Annotated in this window: 15 protein-coding genes and 8 tRNA genes; 17 read left to right on the plus strand and 6 right to left on the minus strand. The window is 47.6% G+C overall.

Going from position 1 to position 16,747, the window contains the following annotated elements; translation table 11 throughout:
* Nucleotides 1–2: 2 nt before the first annotated feature.
* Complete coding sequence (locus FTU54_RS09930; protein ID WP_180074698.1) at nucleotides 3–1,148, minus strand: efflux RND transporter periplasmic adaptor subunit; 1,146 nt, start codon at nucleotides 1,146–1,148, stop codon at nucleotides 3–5.
* A 54-nt stretch (nucleotides 1,149–1,202) separates the two neighbouring features.
* On the minus strand, nucleotides 1,203–1,796 hold the full coding sequence (locus FTU54_RS09935) for a hypothetical protein (RefSeq protein WP_171525083.1): 594 nt from the start codon (nucleotides 1,794–1,796) through the stop codon (nucleotides 1,203–1,205).
* Nucleotides 1,797–2,125: 329 nt separating this feature from the next.
* On the opposite strand from FTU54_RS09935, the gene pilG reads away from it, so the two are divergent.
* From pilG to FTU54_RS09965, 6 genes are all read left to right on the plus strand, one after another.
* Nucleotides 2,126–2,509, plus strand: a complete 384-nt coding sequence (gene pilG, locus FTU54_RS09940) for a twitching motility response regulator PilG (RefSeq protein ID WP_005179541.1) — start codon at nucleotides 2,126–2,128, stop codon at nucleotides 2,507–2,509.
* Nucleotides 2,510–2,525: 16 nt separating this feature from the next.
* Complete coding sequence (locus tag FTU54_RS09945; protein WP_005179539.1) at nucleotides 2,526–2,894, plus strand: PleD family two-component system response regulator; 369 nt, start codon at nucleotides 2,526–2,528, stop codon at nucleotides 2,892–2,894.
* A 3-nt stretch (nucleotides 2,895–2,897) separates the two neighbouring features.
* Nucleotides 2,898–3,434 carry a chemotaxis protein CheW gene (locus FTU54_RS09950; protein WP_005179538.1) on the plus strand — a complete coding sequence of 179 codons (537 nt, stop codon included), beginning with the start codon at nucleotides 2,898–2,900 and terminating at the stop codon, nucleotides 3,432–3,434.
* 45 nt (nucleotides 3,435–3,479) lie between these two features.
* Nucleotides 3,480–5,552 (plus strand): methyl-accepting chemotaxis protein, encoded by a 2,073-nt coding sequence (locus FTU54_RS09955; protein WP_180074699.1) that lies wholly within the window; start codon nucleotides 3,480–3,482, stop codon nucleotides 5,550–5,552.
* Between the two features lie 156 nt (nucleotides 5,553–5,708).
* Nucleotides 5,709–10,202, plus strand: a complete 4,494-nt coding sequence (locus FTU54_RS09960) for an Hpt domain-containing protein (RefSeq protein WP_180074700.1) — start codon at nucleotides 5,709–5,711, stop codon at nucleotides 10,200–10,202.
* Entirely contained in the window at nucleotides 10,199–10,660 is a 462-nt protein-coding gene (locus tag FTU54_RS09965) for a hypothetical protein (RefSeq protein WP_180074701.1), read from the plus strand. The genes FTU54_RS09960 and FTU54_RS09965 overlap by 4 nt, the downstream gene beginning before the upstream one ends.
* Nucleotides 10,661–10,729: 69 nt before the next feature.
* Here the strand turns inward: FTU54_RS09965 and dapE are convergent, their stop codons facing one another.
* The 3 genes from dapE to FTU54_RS09980 all read right to left on the minus strand — a co-directional run bounded on the left by dapE (nucleotide 10,730) and on the right by FTU54_RS09980 (nucleotide 13,139).
* On the minus strand, nucleotides 10,730–11,863 hold the full coding sequence (dapE, locus tag FTU54_RS09970; RefSeq protein WP_180074702.1) for a succinyl-diaminopimelate desuccinylase: 1,134 nt from the start codon (nucleotides 11,861–11,863) through the stop codon (nucleotides 10,730–10,732).
* Nucleotides 11,864–11,989: 126 nt separating this feature from the next.
* Nucleotides 11,990–12,136 carry an entericidin A/B family lipoprotein gene (locus FTU54_RS09975; protein WP_005179532.1) on the minus strand — a complete coding sequence of 49 codons (147 nt, stop codon included), beginning with the start codon at nucleotides 12,134–12,136 and terminating at the stop codon, nucleotides 11,990–11,992.
* A gap of 100 nt (nucleotides 12,137–12,236) precedes the next feature.
* Nucleotides 12,237–13,139, minus strand: coding sequence for a DUF1853 family protein (locus tag FTU54_RS09980; RefSeq protein WP_180074703.1), 903 nt, complete (start codon nucleotides 13,137–13,139; stop codon nucleotides 12,237–12,239).
* A 90-nt stretch (nucleotides 13,140–13,229) separates the two neighbouring features.
* On the opposite strand from FTU54_RS09980, the gene FTU54_RS09985 reads away from it, so the two are divergent.
* The 11 genes from FTU54_RS09985 (at nucleotide 13,230) to FTU54_RS10035 (ending at nucleotide 15,899) form a co-directional block, all read left to right on the plus strand.
* Nucleotides 13,230–13,619, plus strand: coding sequence for a YbaN family protein (locus tag FTU54_RS09985; protein ID WP_005179527.1), 390 nt, complete (start codon nucleotides 13,230–13,232; stop codon nucleotides 13,617–13,619).
* Complete coding sequence (gene elsL, locus FTU54_RS09990; RefSeq protein WP_005179524.1) at nucleotides 13,616–14,146, plus strand: cell wall-recycling L,D-carboxypeptidase ElsL; 531 nt, start codon at nucleotides 13,616–13,618, stop codon at nucleotides 14,144–14,146. Before FTU54_RS09985 ends, elsL begins: the two co-directional genes overlap by 4 nt.
* Before the next feature lie 277 nt (nucleotides 14,147–14,423).
* Nucleotides 14,424–14,499 (plus strand) — tRNA-Val (locus FTU54_RS09995).
* Nucleotides 14,500–14,525: 26 nt separating this feature from the next.
* Nucleotides 14,526–14,602, plus strand: a tRNA-Asp gene (locus FTU54_RS10000).
* A gap of 51 nt (nucleotides 14,603–14,653) precedes the next feature.
* Nucleotides 14,654–14,730 (plus strand) — tRNA-Asp (locus tag FTU54_RS10005).
* A 20-nt stretch (nucleotides 14,731–14,750) separates the two neighbouring features.
* Nucleotides 14,751–14,826: transfer RNA gene (locus FTU54_RS10010), tRNA-Val, on the plus strand.
* A 15-nt stretch (nucleotides 14,827–14,841) separates the two neighbouring features.
* Nucleotides 14,842–14,918 (plus strand) — tRNA-Asp (locus FTU54_RS10015).
* A gap of 65 nt (nucleotides 14,919–14,983) precedes the next feature.
* A tRNA-Val gene (locus tag FTU54_RS10020) sits at nucleotides 14,984–15,059 on the plus strand.
* Nucleotides 15,060–15,110: 51 nt separating this feature from the next.
* Nucleotides 15,111–15,187, plus strand: a tRNA-Asp gene (locus tag FTU54_RS10025).
* Nucleotides 15,188–15,286: 99 nt separating this feature from the next.
* Nucleotides 15,287–15,362, plus strand: a tRNA-Val gene (locus tag FTU54_RS10030).
* 75 nt (nucleotides 15,363–15,437) lie between these two features.
* Nucleotides 15,438–15,899, plus strand: coding sequence for a DUF2750 domain-containing protein (locus tag FTU54_RS10035; RefSeq protein WP_005179520.1), 462 nt, complete (start codon nucleotides 15,438–15,440; stop codon nucleotides 15,897–15,899).
* Nucleotides 15,900–15,912: 13 nt separating this feature from the next.
* On the opposite strand, the gene FTU54_RS10040 is transcribed toward FTU54_RS10035, so the two are convergent.
* Nucleotides 15,913–16,707 carry a YdcF family protein gene (locus FTU54_RS10040; protein ID WP_180074704.1) on the minus strand — a complete coding sequence of 265 codons (795 nt, stop codon included), beginning with the start codon at nucleotides 16,705–16,707 and terminating at the stop codon, nucleotides 15,913–15,915.
* Nucleotides 16,708–16,747: the final 40 nt, after the last annotated feature.

A 16,747-nucleotide genomic window follows, 5' to 3' on the forward strand; every position in this document is an offset into this window, starting at 1 on the left:
TTCTATCCTGAGGCGTTTTCGGCGGTCTGGCTGATGCTGACCGGTTGCTGTTCATTCTGCGGACTAAACTTGACCCGACTCACTAAATCGCCGGCCTGCAATCCGCTTACAATGGCGGTATTGTCACTATAGCGCTGCTCGAGCACGTGAATATCGACCCGGACAATCTTGTTCTGGCGAATGACCCAGACATAAGGTTTGTTTTGTATATCCTGAATGGTGTCTAAAGGAATCAGCTGACCGGAAATCGAGTTGGACGAAATAATATTGCCTTCAACAAAGGCACCGATGCTGAGCGAGTTGATGGATTCATTGGGTGTGGCAAAAAACTCGATCTGACGGCTGGCCAGATCGGCAATCGGAGATACCCGGCTTAAGGTGGCGGTCAGTTGGGCCGGATTGCCCTGAATTTTATATTCAATCTTTTGGCCGACCTTGAGTGCAGACTGCTGGTCACTTGGCAGTTTAGCCTGAATTTCCAGCCGGTCCGGATTAACAATTTCAAACAGGGTCTGGCCGGCAGAAACCGTCTGGCCAGGTTCGACCTGACGCTGGGTAATCACCCCGCTAATCGGGCTGAGAATGGTGCCATCGCGATCGGCTTTTTCGGCAATATCGACGTTGGCCTGCTGGGCACGGACATTTTCCAGCTGGGCACGATAATCGACCTGACTTTGTTCATATTCAACTTTGGAAATAAAGCCCTGATTCAGCAGGCGACGTTTACGCTCCATCATCACCCGGGCCTGATTGGCTTGTGCCTGCGTGGAGGCAAGGTTGGCGCGTGCTTGCGCCAGACGCGCGGCATTATCCTGATTGTTTAAACGGACCAGCACCTGACCTTTGCTAACCCGCTGACCCACTTGCGCATTGACTGCACTGGCGGTGGCAGTGACCTGTGCCTGAATGCTACTGTGTTGTACGGCACGAATAGTGCCGGTAAAGGCAGATTTGGACACCGAGTCGCCGGTTTGCACGGCCACCACATCATCCTGAATCAGTTCAATGGTTTCTGGTTCGCTACGGGCCTGTTCCGGTTCTGAGTTCTGGCAGGCGGTCAGCAGCAGGCACAGGCAAAGGGTACTGAGGCTCAGCAGGGGCGTGCGAAAACGGGTAGAAGTATGTGATATACGCGGTGCTGGTCGCATGCATATTTATCCTTATTTTTCTTGTCACATGACAATTCAATTAAAAACTTCACTTTATTCAAGTGCTTTTAAGCGAGTAATAATTCTGTCGTATTCTGCCTGTGTTTTTCGATAGCTCGTTTGTAACGATTGAATCTGCTGTCTTTTCTGATTTAAGTTGGTCAGGTTGTTGTTTAAATTGTTTTTCAGCTGTTCCGGGACCGGTTTGACTTTGCGCAGATATTCCATTTCCTGACGTTTAAACACAATCCGGTCATTCTGTAATTGTTTTAACTGTTCCTGCTGAAAGGCAATCTGCTTTTTAATATGTGCCAGCGCATTGTCACGTTGCTGGGTAGCAATATGACTGTTGGTATAGGCCTGTTTTAGTTTTAAATCCTGCTCGCGCTGACGGGCTTGCGCGGCACGTTGTGGCGCCTGACGGGCATCGGTTTCGCTATTATAGGGACGCGCACGCTGAATCACCTGCATGTTGCGGTCCAGTGCTTCATAGCCATAGCGGATATGGTTTGGCGTAACATTGCTGCTGATATTGGCCACGCCGTTTTTATCGTAGTAGCGATACCACGCCGGCTTGTTGTCGGTATTGGCAGACAGCTGTCCTATCTGTAAAGCCAGCAGCAGGCCCAGTAATGATTTACTGAACAATGATGTATGCGCCCTTTTTGTGAGAGCTTTTTGAAAAAAAGTACGCACAAGCTTCCCCGAGATAAAGTTGACTAATTTACTTATTTTTAAGTCTTTAAACTGTTATATTAGACCAGAATCAGAAATTTAAAAAATACAATAGACAAAAAAAAATCAATGGTCATGGAAAAGTGTGAAGCAGTTATACAAAGTTTCTATAAAGTGTAGGTTTGGGCAAAAACTGTTCATTGAAACCTAAAGTAAAGATATGTTAAAAATAACCATAATTATGTAAATAAAATTCTACTACACCGAATTGCTTGTACAAACAAAATGGGAAGGGTCATTAAATGGACGATAAACTCCAAAATCTAAAAGTCATGGTGATTGATGATTCAAAAACCATTCGTCGTACAGCTGAAACTTTATTACAGCGTGAAGGCTATGAAGTGGTCACTGCCGTCGACGGTTTTGAAGCATTATCTAAAATTGCCGATGCAAATCCGGATATCGTTTTTGTTGACATCATGATGCCACGTCTAGATGGCTATCAAACCTGCGCATTAATTAAAAACTCGCAAAACTACCAGAATATTCCAGTCATCATGCTGTCCAGTAAAGATGGTCTGTTCGATCAGGCCAAAGGCCGCGTGGTGGGTTCAGATGAATATTTAACCAAACCTTTTAGTAAAGATGAGCTTTTAAACGCGATTCGTAATCACGTAAGCGCATAACTCGGGGAATATAAAGATGGCACGTATTTTAATTGTAGATGATTCTCCAACAGAAACATTCCGCTTCAAAGAAATTCTGACTAAGCATGGTTTTGAAGTGCTTGAAGCAGCCAATGGTGCAGACGGGGTGACCATGGCACAGGCTGAGCTTCCTGACTTGGTGCTGATGGATGTGGTGATGCCGGGTGTAAACGGTTTCCAGGCAACCCGTCAAATTGCCCGTGGGGATACCACCAAGCATATTCCAATTGTGATCGTGAGTACCAAAGACCAAGCCACTGACCGCGTTTGGGGGAAACGTCAGGGTGCCAGCGATTATCTGACTAAACCTGTAGATGAACAACAATTAATAGACGTTATTAATCAACACCTGAATGCAGGATAACTTATGGCCGCAAATGGATTTATCGAATTACTTCGGTTGTCTAAACGGGGAAATAAAAACTACGTTACAACTGAAAATGAAGTAAACCGATGGTCTGGCATTGCGTTTGAGATGATGGGGCAATATTTCGTTGCCCCGTTGGGGGAAGTCACTGAGGTTATCTATCCACCAAAATATACGCCGGTACCTAACACCCAGAACTGGGTCATGGGACTGGCCAATATCCGGGGCCGATTACTCTCAGTTTCAGACTTGGCACATTATGTTTCTGGACATAGCAGTGCTTATTCACCGACTCAAAAAGTAATGTGTATTAGTCATCAAGACCATTATGTCGGTTTGGTTGTAGATCAAGTTTTGGGGATCCAACACTTTAATAAGAAAAGTTTCTTTTCTAAACACAATGATTTAGATAGTAATTTACAAGAATATTGTCAGGGATATTTCCACCAGCATAACCAGCAATGGCATATTTTCTTATTTAGTCGTTTATTGCAAAACCCAAAATTTATGAACGCATCTATAAAATTTATAAATTAACTATCGCGTACGCATATATAAAGGCGAAAATCGGGGAGAAGCTGCATGGGCTTTAAACTTAAAAAGAAAAACTCAGGCGATGGAACCAACCGCAAAAGCGGTTCGGCATCAGTCGCAAAATTACAGACGCAAATTGACCAGTTTGCGGGTGTATTCGGTGATACCAATAAATCAAAGCCACTTATTTTCATTGCCGCAGTTGCGCTGTTGGTCTCGATTATCAGTCTTTTGTCTTTATTCTATAGCGTACCGCGTACCAACCAGTTAACCCAGAGTCTGGGTGAATTGCGTTTGTTATCGCAGACCATTTCACGTCAGGCCACTGAAGCCACTGCTTCAGGCACCAAAGAATCGATCCAGAAGCTGACCCAGTCACAACAAAGCTTTAAAGACAACCTGGAAACGGTAAAAGATATTAGCAGTAACTCGGCCGAGCTGGAAAAAGTCGAAGCCGACTGGGCCAAAGTTTCTCAGAATATTGATACGATCAGCTCGCAACAGGCCATCATTAGCAAACTGTATGACACCAACATCGCGATCAGTGAAACCATTCCGGGGATTCAGGCCGAATATAACCTGATGGTTGACCAGATGGCACGTCAGGACATGCCAAGTAGCCAGGTGGTTATTGCCAAGAACCAGGTGTTCATTGCAGAACGTATCCTGCGTTCAATCAGCTCGGTATTAACCGGTTCAGAAAACTCGCGTGAATCTGCCGATGACTTCAGTGCCGATACCGAAACATTCGGTGCTTACTTAAATGCCCAGCTGAACGGTAGTGCAGAGCTCGGTGTACAGCGTATTTCGGACCCAGGCCTGCGTGAAGCTTTAGAAGGCATCCAGTTTGAATATGATGACGTTTTAAAATCTGCATCGGCAACGGTATTAAATAACTCGGCGCAGATTGTACGTGTACGTCAGGCTGCATCGGACATTTTCAGTCAGTCAGATGAGCTGTTAAACCAGTTAAACAAATTATCTAGCGGTGCAGGCCCGGCAGTCATTATTCCGGCCGTACTGTTAATTGCCAGCTTATTGGTCTTCCTGGTACTGGTATTCAAATTACTGACTTTACGTGGTCAATCCGATAAGCAACGTGTAACCCGTCTGCAAGACGAATATGACCGTAACCAGAACGCGATTTTACGTTTACTGGATGAAATTGCCGACCTGGCGGATGGTGACTTGCGTTCATACGCGACCGTATCGGAAGACTTTACCGGTGCGATTGCCGACTCGATTAACTTCGCAATTGACCAGTTACGTGACCTGGTATCGCGTATTCATGAAACTTCTCACGAAGTAGCGCGTTATACCGCCAATACTCAGGAAATTACCAACCAGCTGGCCGAAGCATCTGAACACCAGGCGCAGGAAATTGCCGGTGCATCTGCTGCGATTAACGAAATGGCGATGTCGATTGACCAGGTATCTGCCAACGCCGAAGAATCTGCAGCGGTTGCGGAACGTTCAGTACAAATTGCATCGAATGGTGCGGAAGTTGTAAACCGTTCAATTCAGGGTATGGATATCATTCGTGAGCAGATTCAGGAAACCTCGAAACGTATTAAACGTCTGGGTGAATCTTCGCAGGAAATTGGTAACATCGTTGCCCTGATTAACGATATTGCCGACCAGACTAACATTCTGGCCTTAAACGCAGCAATTCAGGCGTCGATGGCCGGTGAAGCAGGTCGTGGTTTCGCGGTCGTAGCCGACGAAGTACAGCGTCTTGCGGAACGTTCAGCATCTGCAACCAAGCAGATTGAAACCCTGGTTAAAACCATTCAGACCGATACCAACGAAGCGGTAATTTCGATGGAACAAACCACCTCTGAGGTTGTTCGTGGTGCGAACTTGACCAAGGATGCCGGTGTGGCATTGGATGAAATTCAGAACGTATCGAATAACCTGGCGAAACTGATTGCCAACATTTCTGACGCTGCGAAACTGCAGTCGGCTTCGGCGGGTCATATTGCGACCACGATGAACGTTGTACAGGAAATTACGTCGCAAACCACGACAGCAACCTTCGATACGGCACGTTCGGTTTCTGAACTGGCCAGCATGGCGGAATCATTACGTGAATCTGTAACCGACTTTAAACTTCCAGACTAAGGAAGCCACAGAGAGCTTCTTTCGGGAAGCTCTCTGTTTTACACAGATCAAGCCAAGCATCGACAAGATCAGCTTAACTTCAGGGTTAGGTTATACGTGATGGTTACAATTAAGTTTGAGTGCCGCTGGGCGCTGAAAACATAAGAAGCCTTAGCTATGAAAGAAATATTAAAAAATTTAGTTGAAACGACTGCGCTTCCTGAAGATAGTTATCTTGATCAAGATGCAGAAATTCTAGAAATTTTTGTTGAAGAAATTGAAGAAATCTTCGTTGAGCTAAAAGACCTGTTGGCTCAATGGGCCACGCAGCCTAACGATCAGGAAACGCTAACCACCATTCGCCGTCATTTTCATACCTTAAAAGGTTCTGGACGCATGGTTGGTGCCAAGTCGGCAGGAGAGCTGGCCTGGACGGTTGAAGATACCTTAAACCGGGTCATTTCCGGTAGCCTGACCCTGTCAGCGCAGGTGCAGCAGTTTGCAACTGCGGTGGCGAACGTCTTTGAATACAAACTTTATCCAAGCTTTAAACATGCTCAGCCGATGGCACTGGACCTGCGTCCATTGGTGCTGTTAGGACAACAATTACAACAAAATTTAAGTCCTGAACCGGCTTTAGAAGAGCTGTTACAACTGGCGAGCAGCTTAACATCCAGCGACAGTATTACCGGTCTAGAGTTTGATACAGCAAGCACTGATGAGCAGGGTGCTGCAGACACCGAGCTAGCTGTGGCTGATAGTGTTGAAGAAGATCCGCTAGCAGCTGAAACACTGGCCATCTTTATTGAAGAAGCGGAAGAACACCTGTTAACAGTGGACCGCTTCCTGGCACACGATGAGCTGAAAACCCAAGATTACAATGGCCTGATTCGTGCCCTGCATACCTTGCGCGGCAGTTCATCCATGGCACACATCGAGCAGATTTTTGATGCCAGCTCCAAGGTCGAAAACCTGTTCAAGACCTTGTTGCAGGATGAAATTGAATCGACCTCCAAAGAAACCGCACTGTTATTGCAATATGCTGAATTTGTGCGGGATTATCTGCATCTGTTGCCACAGAATGACAGTACCGGCATGGACCGGATTTATCAGACCTTCAATACTGCATGGCAGAACTACGGCTTTAGCCTGGAAGATGTCGATGAGTCAGTGAATCCGCAAGGTTTGGTATCCAAGCTGATTGAACTGAATATTGATCAGTTACTCGATGCCGAGTTCGAATTTGACCAGCGTGCGCAGGCTGAATATCCGGAATATATCCAGACCCTGAGCCATCAGGCGAAGCTGCTGGTAGAGCGTACCGATAACCGCGCCTCTCAGGGTATTCATGATTTTATCCAGGAATTACAACTGGCCTATGCGGCCTTGCTGGACAAGCCAAGCCTGCTGCATAGCGATTATGCCTTTGAATTATTTGGACAGGCGCATCAGGAATTTATCCATCTATTTGATACCCTGGCTGCCGGGCAACGCGTCAGCTTAAGCGAAGATGCTCAGCAGATCATCAATAACCTGAGTGCCTTTGTACAGCAGGATATTGAAGCACTAAGCCCAGAAACTGATACCACAGAAGCTGTAACCGAAACGGTTGAAGCCGGTGCCGGGCTGAATCTGGCCGTATTGTCACAGCGTCTGGAAGCTGACCGTCAATACATGGACAGCGCTGAAGCCAATAAGGACTTTGACTCAGACCTGCTGGACATTTTCCTGGAAGAAGCCGAAGAGTTACTTACGGGTATTGACCAGGATGTTAACAGCTGGAGCCAAGACTTGAGCAATACTGCTGCACTGAACAATCTGATGCGCCATCTGCACACCTTAAAAGGTGGTGCCAACATGATTGCAGCCAGCCATATCGGTCTGATTGCGCACCATTTAGAAACTATTTATGAGCGCATCATTAACCGTCAGATGAGCGCATCGACCGCATTGATTCAGATTATCCGTCTGGTTCAGGACAATATTGCGGACCGTATCCAGACCATCCGTGAACAGCAGGTCGATTATCCGGCGCAGGAATCACTGGCGATTCTGGAAAATATTAGCGAACTGGCCCAAGGTCAACTGGTTGAAGCTGAATCGCTGGCAGTGGCGGCTGAAGCAACCTCTAGCGCAGATGTACAACAGTCTGATGCATCTGCACTTGAATTTGAGTTGGAACCAGCACCTGCAGAAACAGCCTATGCTGCGCCTGAAGATGAGCAGCAGCCAGATACTAGCAGCGAACCGGTACTGGAAGATGCACCGACCCTGGCTGAGCAAACCATCCCTACAGATGCGGTATCTACTACTGAAAATGACGGTGAAGACAATCTGCATTCGATTGTGGAAGAAACCTTCCTGGAAGAAGCTGAAGAGCTGCTCGACACCACAGAAAGCCTGTTAAAGCAGTGGTTTGACCATCGTAGTGACCGAAGCATTTTGCTGCAGTTACAACGTGCTGCGCACAGCCTGAAAGGCGGCGCGCGTATGGCCGAAATCGAGCCGGTGGCCGTGATTGCCTATCAGCTGGAAAATACCTTTGAACAGTTCGCGGTGCATCAGTTTAATTCCAATGCCTATGATGCCTTACTGAACACCACTGTGGCTTGGTTAAAAGAAGCCATCTTCCAGCGCGATTACAGCAATTTTGATAGCCTGAAAGCCAGCCTGGAGTCGATTGAATACGTCAATGCGACGGCGCAGCTGCCAGAACGCTTCCATACCGCCGATCTGCTGGCGCCAAGCAAAACCTTCGAATTTGTGCAGGGTGATGGTGCCGAGCCGCCATCCATGCAGGGCGAATGGAGCGAAACCGCACAGCTGGATAACAGCAATGAGATGATCCGTATTTCGGCTGATCTGGTTGAGAAGATGATTGACCTGTCGGGTGAAAACGCGATTAACCGCTCGCGAATCGAGATGGAGCTGGGTCAGCTGGGCGGTACCCTGAATGAAATGGAACTGGCGATTAAACGTCTGGCCGATCAGTTACGCCGAATGGAAGGCGAGCTGGAAAGCCAGATTATTGCCAAACATGGTGATGAACATTCACGCTATACCGACTTCGACCCGCTGGAGATGGACCAGTACTCCTCCTTGAACCAGCTGTCAAAATCGTTGGCGGAATCGGCGTCGGACTTGGTGGACTTTAAGACCACGCTGGCGGACAAGATTCGTGATGCCGAAGGTCTGTTACTGCAACAGTCGCGGATTCAGGCAGAAATTCAGGAAAGCCTGATGCGTACCCGTCTGGTACCGTTCTCGCGCATGTTGCCACGTTTACAGCGGATTGTGCGTCAGACTTCATCGACCTTAAACCGTCCTGCCGAGCTGGTGGTACACAATACCGAAGGCGAGCTGGACCGGACCATTCTGGAACGCCTGATTTCACCATTTGAACACATGCTGCGTAATGCGGTGGACCATGGCCTGGAAGATGCCGCTGTACGTAAACAGGCAGCGAAGCCGGAAGTGGGCCAGATTGAGCTGAACATTGGCCGTCAGGGCACTGATGTACTGATTAGCTTTACCGATGATGGTAAGGGGATTGATGAAACCAAAATTCACGCCAAGGCCCTGAGCCTTGGCCTGATTCAGCCAGAGCAGCAGCTGGACAAGAAAGAAATTCTGCAGCTGATTTTCCATCCGGGCTTTAGTACCGCACAAGCCGTGACCCAGATTTCAGGTCGTGGCGTCGGTCTGGACGTGGTGCAAAGCGAAATTAAAGCGCTGGGCGGCCATGTCGAGGTCGATTCTGAACTCGGTAAAGGCACCACCTTCAGTATTCGCGTACCGACCACAGTGGCGGTATCCGATGCCCTGATGGTGAAAGTTGGCGATCAGCAGTTCGCGATTCCACTGGCGCAAATTGACCGTATTGTACGAATTTCGCCTTCTGCACTGGAAAGTTACTTCAGCAGCAAAGATGATTACTTCAAGATTGATCAGCAAAACTATAAGTTGCGCTATCTGTCCGAGTTTGTTGCCAATCAGCCATTACCACGGTTAAGCAATATCGCGCATTCATTGCCGGTGCTGCTGATTAAAGGCAATACTGGTCAGACCATTGCCTTACTGGTGGATCAGCTGATTGGTTCACGTGGCCAGATTGTGATGAAACCGATTGGGCAGCAGTTCTCCAGCGTGGGCTCGATTGCCGGCGCGACCATTCTCGGTGATGGTCAGGTCTGTCTGATTCTGGATGGTCAGAATATTGCCCGTCAGATTCAGGCCACCCAGCGCATCAAGCATGTGATGGAGCCGCGTGAAGTACAGCGTCGTGATACCCGTCGTCTGGTGATGATTGTGGATGACTCGGTGACCGTACGTAAGGTCACGTCACGTCTGCTCGAACGTCAGGGCTTTGATGTGGTCACAGCCAAAGATGGTGTCGATGCGATTGAGCAGCTGGAAAATGTTAAACCGGATCTGATGCTGCTGGATATTGAAATGCCGCGTATGGACGGTTTTGAGGTGACCAACCTGGTACGCCACCATGACATCCATCGTGACTTGCCAATTATCATGATTACCTCGCGTACCGGTGAAAAACACCGCGAACGTGCCTTTAGCTTGGGGGTAACGCACTATATGGGTAAACCGTTCCAGGAAGCAGAATTGCTTGCCAATATTGAAAACATTTTGCATAGCAGTGAGGCTAAAGCATGAGTCAAAGCAACAGCACCAGCAAAATCGACCAGATTAGCCAGCAGGAACTGCAACATCTGATTACCGTTTCGACCGGCTTTATTGATGCCTATATTGTGGAATGTCATGATCAGGAAGATATGCTGATTCCGCAGAATATTGTCCTGTCGGCGCTGGACAGTTCTACCGCAGTCGATCATGTCGAGTGGCATGATCTAAAACTGCCGGTATATCGTGTTACCCATCCAGAGCAAAATCAGGGCGTTGCCTTGGTGATTGAAGGCGATGAAATTGACCAGCGTTTTGCCCTGATGTGTAATGCCATGCCAAAAACCATCCGTCTGCGTATTTCGGAAGTGGTTGATGATGAGCGTGAAGGCCAACATCCGGCGGTATTCCAGTATGTGCGTATAGGTGAGCAGGTATTCCATGTCCCGAATCTGGCACATATTCAGGCCAGTCTGGGTTTGAATAGCTAATTTAACAGTTGGCAACAGACACAAAAAAAGGAACTCCACGGAGTTCCTTTTTTATGCAACAGCAAAAAATTAAGTCAGCAGGCCTTCAAGAATCTGCTCATAAATTTCAGCCAGTGGTTCTAAATCATCAATATTCACGTGTTCATTGATCTGGTGAATGGTCGCGTTCAGCACACCGAGTTCCAGCACTTGTGCACCGGTTGGCGCGATAAAGCGGCCATCTGATGTTCCGCCCGAAGTAGACAGTTCAGTCTCAACACCAGTCACATTGCGAATCGCATTTTTGGCGGCATTGACCAGTTCACCGACTGGGGTCAGGAATGGTAAACCGGACAGTGTCCATTGAATGTCATAGTTCAGTTGATGATGGTCCAGAATTTCCAGTACCCGGGCTTTGAGCTGCTCAGCAGTCACTTCAGTCGAGTAGCGGAAGTTAAAGGTCACGGTCATGGTACCTGGTACCACGTTGGTTGCACCGGTACCGGCCTGAATATTCGACACCTGGAAAGAGGTGGCCGGGAAGTATTCGTTGCCATTGTCCCAAACGGTTTCGCACAGTTCAGCCAGCGCTTTAGAGGCGGTATGAATCGGGTTAATCGCCAGATGCGGATAAGCCACATGGCCCTGTTTGCCTTTCACGGTTAATACCGCATTTAATGAACCACGACGGCCATTTTTGACAATATCACCCAGACGATGGGTACTTGATGGTTCACCGACCAGACACCAGTCCATTTTTTCATTGCGTGCTTCTAAGGTTTCAACCACTTTCACGGTACCGTTAATGGATGGGCCTTCTTCATCGGAGGTAATTAAGAACGCAATTGAGCCTTTATGATCTGGATGTTTGGCCACAAAGCGTTCTGAAGCCACTACCATGGCTGCCAATGCTGTTTTCATATCGGCACTGCCGCGGCCATAGAGCTTGCCATTACGAATTTCTGGAGCAAACGGGTCAGAATGCCAGGCATCTAAACTACCGGTAGGGACCACATCGGTATGACCGGCAAAACAGAACACCGGGCCTTCTGTGCCTTTACGCGCCCAAAGATTATCGACATCTTCAAAACGCATTGATTCAATATTAAAGCCAATCTTTTTTAAGCGTTCCGCCATGATGTCTTGGCAGTTATGATCAACAGGTGTTACGGAAGGTTGACGTAATAACTGTAAGCTGAGCTCGAGCGTATCTGAGTGGTTCATGGCTTTGGAATCATGCAAAAAATTTGCCCCTATAATAGGGGAATCATGCCGAGAAGGGGAGTTTTTAATATAAAAAAACCTTATCAGGAGATAAGGTTTTTGCCGGGAATTTGCATTGAAATTTGATTATTGACGGATTTCATCCTGAGTTTTTTCAGCCGTATTACTTACCGCATTACCTGCTGAAGAGACATCTTCACCTAGACCTTTTACTGTATTACAACCAGTCAGAACAAACATCATTAGTAATGAAGTCGCTAGAATTTTTTTCATCATCATCTCCGTATCATTAAGCATAAATTATTCTGATGTGAAAATTAGAGTAAGAAATATACAGCCAAAAAAATATAGTGCTTTGATTGTGGTTGAGTAATTAAATGTTGTTCAAAGATAGGCTTTTAGTCCAATAGTGCTGATAACAGGCATCCATCAGCACCGGGTTACGATACATATAAAATGCTGACTGATCCTGATTCAGATATAAGCCATTGCTCCAGAATGCGTTGGCTGAACTGCTTGGACTGGCATGTGGGCAAATCCATTCATGCCGTTGCAGTCGGTAAAAATCCTGATGACTTTTCGGCAAATGCTGGCCCCAGGTGCCAATTCTGCGCTCGGGATTGACCCAGTCAGGAAGAGCCTGTGCAGTAGCATGTTCAGGCAGATACAGCTGGCCTTTTAACACGGCAAAGCGCTGTTGAATGGTATGACCTTGGGCCTGCTGAAACTGAAACTGCTTTTGGGTAAAGTGGGTTAACTTGCGTAATAAGGTGTCGCTGCGGTTCAGCCCATACCAGTAGGGCAGACTCAAATCACGTTCGGCCAGATAATATTTGAGCGCCACTTCCCAATGTTCAATTTGCTGGTGGTCATGATTTAGCAGCAGAAAATCGAGTTCGCCCGTGGTGCGTGGTCCATCAATTATCTGAATGCTATGTCCGAGCAATTCATAAGGATGATAGTCACGCTCGGTCAGCCAGAACCAGAGCAGCATTTCAAACCGCAGCCCTAGCCGGGTACTTTTGAGCTGGCTTAAAAAATCTTCCAGTGCAGCCGGATGCTGGTCTAAATGCTTCAGCCGGCTTTGATAATGATCAAAGTGCTGCAACCAGCAGTCTGTGGGATGAAAATCAAAGCCATAACGCTGCTCCAGTGCTGGTGGCAGCTGCTGTAAAATGTTGGGACTGGCCACGCTAAAGGCCAGTTGCCGCACCAGCGGATTGCGGAAATTTAACCAGGGTTCAGCAGAAATATCAGTAAAGGTGTTAGGCGACATCAGTAAATCCATGGTTAAACAGCAGAATTACAACGAAGAAAAGTTTAAAAACGCTTTATACTAGCGCAATTCGACGGGTAGGGTTGCGGTATGAGAGTATTGTTTTGGCGAAGTTTGGTGGTGATTTTTGTCATCCTCGGCTTCATTGGTGCAGTGTTGCCCGGTATGCCAACAACAGTCTTTCTGATTTTAGCGGCCTGGGCCGCGTCCAAAGGCTGGCCGCAAATGGATGCCTGGTTGCTGAACCATCCCAAATATGGCCAGACCTTAAGAGACTGGCGTGCCAATGGCACCGTACCGCGTAAAGCCAAATGGTTTGCCACCATCATGATGCTGATCAGTGCCTGCATCATGTTACTTACCACGGCTCCGCTGGCCGTCAAAATTTTTACCAACCTGACTATGTTTGTGGTGGCAATCTGGTTATGGCTACGTCCTGAACCTGTTGTTGTCACTCCACCAAAGGTAAAGCAAGAATGATCTATCCTCTACATGCTGCGGATATTCTGGTCGATTTATCTGAGCAGACCTTATATCTACCAAAACACAATAAACTGTATGTGGTGTCTACCGGTGAAAAGGGCATTGGTGAAGCGGAAAATAGTGGCAAAACCCCGCGTGGCTGGCATCAGGTGGCCCTCAAGTTTGGTGCAGATGCGCCGGAAAATACCGTGTTTATTGCCCGTCAGCCGACGGGTGAAATTTATGATGATGAGCTGGCCGAACAGTTTCCTGAACGTGACTGGATTTTGTCCCGTATTTTATGGCTATCAGGGCTGGAGGATGGTTTTAACCAGGGCGCTGGCTGTGACACCTTTAAACGTTATATTTATTTGCATGGCACGCCAGATACTGAACCGATGGGTATTCCCAAGTCACATGGCTGTATCCGGATGCGCAATCGCGACATTATCGAGCTGTTCGAGCTGATTCCAGAACAGGCATTGGTGTATCTGTCTGAAGAGCGGCTGGATTTTAGTCCCTTGGCCATTGAACCCCAGCCATAAGACTTAAGCCTGAATTTTGCTGCCATTTTTCACAGGGAAAAAATAAAAATGTGCAGGCGAGCAGGGGGGTAATTGCAAGAAATTTCTTCTATTCTCAAGTGGGCTAAAAATAAAATTTTTTGAATAAAGTCAAATAACATACAGAATTTGTTTGTTTTTCTAGCGAATCACTTATTTTTTAATCACTCAGTCATAAAAAAGTGAAAACTGGCAGAAAAGCGTTTGACAGGCGGTAAAGATTCTCTATAATGCACCTCACAAACGATGAAGACGTTAAGGGCGCTTAGCTCAGTTGGTAGAGCGTCTGCCTTACAAGCAGAATGTCGGCGGTTCGATCCCGTCAGCGCCCACCAAGCCTTTACGTTAAAGATTCTTACGTGCAGCGGTAGTTCAGTTGGTTAGAATACCGGCCTGTCACGCCGGGGGTCGCGGGTTCGAGCCCCGTCCGCTGCGCCACTTAAGCTTCTTTAATATTCGTTTGAACCACAATAGTGACTTTGTGTAAGTGCAGCGGTAGTTCAGTTGGTTAGAATACCGGCCTGTCACGCCGGGGGTCGCGGGTTCGAGCCCCGTCCGCTGCGCCATTTACATAAAATGCTTTTGAGGGCGCTTAGCTCAGTTGGTAGAGCGTCTGCCTTACAAGCAGAATGTCGGCGGTTCGATCCCGTCAGCGCCCACCATGATTCTTTTGCGATGCAGCGGTAGTTCAGTTGGTTAGAATACCGGCCTGTCACGCCGGGGGTCGCGGGTTCGAGCCCCGTCCGCTGCGCCATCTTAAAGAATAGCCCTATAAGTTTCCTGAGCTTATAGTGGACTCAAGATTGACAATCTTAATCAGGGCGCTTAGCTCAGTTGGTAGAGCGTCTGCCTTACAAGCAGAATGTCGGCGGTTCGATCCCGTCAGCGCCCACCATATTCAAGCTGTAAAGCTTAAAAGACCTTAATTGCTTACGCAATTACCGTTGCAGCGGTAGTTCAGTTGGTTAGAATACCGGCCTGTCACGCCGGGGGTCGCGGGTTCGAGCCCCGTCCGCTGCGCCATTTTTCATGCCCTGATGTGAAAAATGTGATCAATTACCAAGACTACACACTTCGTTGGTCTTGCGTCGTAAAAAATAATATATTATTTTTTACTCTTCAGGGCGCTTAGCTCAGTTGGTAGAGCGTCTGCCTTACAAGCAGAATGTCGGCGGTTCGATCCCGTCAGCGCCCACCATATCTTTCTTGCCTAAATCTTAAATATTCCATAGAATCCCAGCATTATAAAACAATAAAATGGACTGGATGATCTATGCGCAATCCATATCAACGCAAGGCCGCGTCTAAATCTCAAACTTCAAGCTATAACGTTCAAGATATTTACAAACAGTTTATTGAAATCATGGTCAGCCAGGGACAAGTGTTTGCGCTGTATCATGACGGCTGGGCCTTATGTGCCACACCCACCGGACAGCGCGCTTTTGCGGTCTGGCAAAATAAAAGTCTGGCCAAACTGCTGGTCAAAGACAACTGGGAAAATTACGATATTCAGGAAGTCAGCTTTAAAGATTTTATTGAAAAAGTCCTGCCATTTTTAAGGCAGGAAAGCACACTGGTGTCAATGAATCTTAGTCCTGAAGGGCAGAATGTGCTGGTAGCACCGGAAAAGCTGCTGCTGGATATTAAAAACTATCTTTACCAGATTTATTTGCAAAAACCTGAGGTCTATAAAAACCTGCAACTGCCTTCGCCACGTTCCATTCGCCTTAATTAATCTTTATTGGGTATTAATATTCATTGAGCAGCCAACCACTTACATAAGCAAAATATTCGCGTAACCAGGAGTTATAGCGAATATAGAGTGGTGTAGGAGCGCTATAGGGCAAGGGCTGCTGATAGCCCTGTTTGCGGGCAATGGCCAGCGCACGCGGTAAATGAAAATCACTGGTGACCACGGCAATCGGATCACTGAGCTGAATGTCGTGCTGTGCCAGCAAGGCCTTGGAGTTTTGGAAATTCAGAGCGGTACTGGTGCTGCGTGCTTCCAATAGAATCCGTGTTTTCGGAAGATGATGTTGCTCTGTTAAATAGTGCGCCATCACTTTGGCTTCGGTCCACTGATTCCCAAAAGCGGCGCCACCACTGACGATAATGGGAATTTGTGGCAGCTGCTTGGCCAACGTGGCACCTGCATTTAGGCGTTTGGCCAAGGTCGGCGTCGGCTGGTTGTGCTGGATTCCCCCGCCTAAAATCAGAATCGCCTGCGTATTTGGATTGGGTTGGCTATGCAGGCTTTGCCAGTGTAAGTAGCCAAAGAACAGCGCTACACTGAGTAGCCAGACCCAGAAAGCACCCCATACTAAACGCCAGCCTTGTTGATAGAGCGGGCGCTGTCGAATCCAGCGCTGTAGCGGAACATAACACAAGGCATAAATGAACAGTGCTGCACCGAGCAGCATCGGCAGCAGGGTACCAAAATGAAAGCTGTTCAGACTGAGCAACCACAGACCATTGGCCAGTAGTAGAATTGCAGCCATCAGGCTCAGAAGACGTTTCAGTGGGGCGTGGCTGTGACTCTGCATGGCGGAATGATCATAAATAGCGTGATGTATCTGCAGATTA

The sequence above is a fragment of the Acinetobacter sp. YH12116 genome, from assembly GCF_013418895.1.
Lineage (GTDB): Bacteria > Pseudomonadota > Gammaproteobacteria > Pseudomonadales > Moraxellaceae > Acinetobacter > Acinetobacter indicus.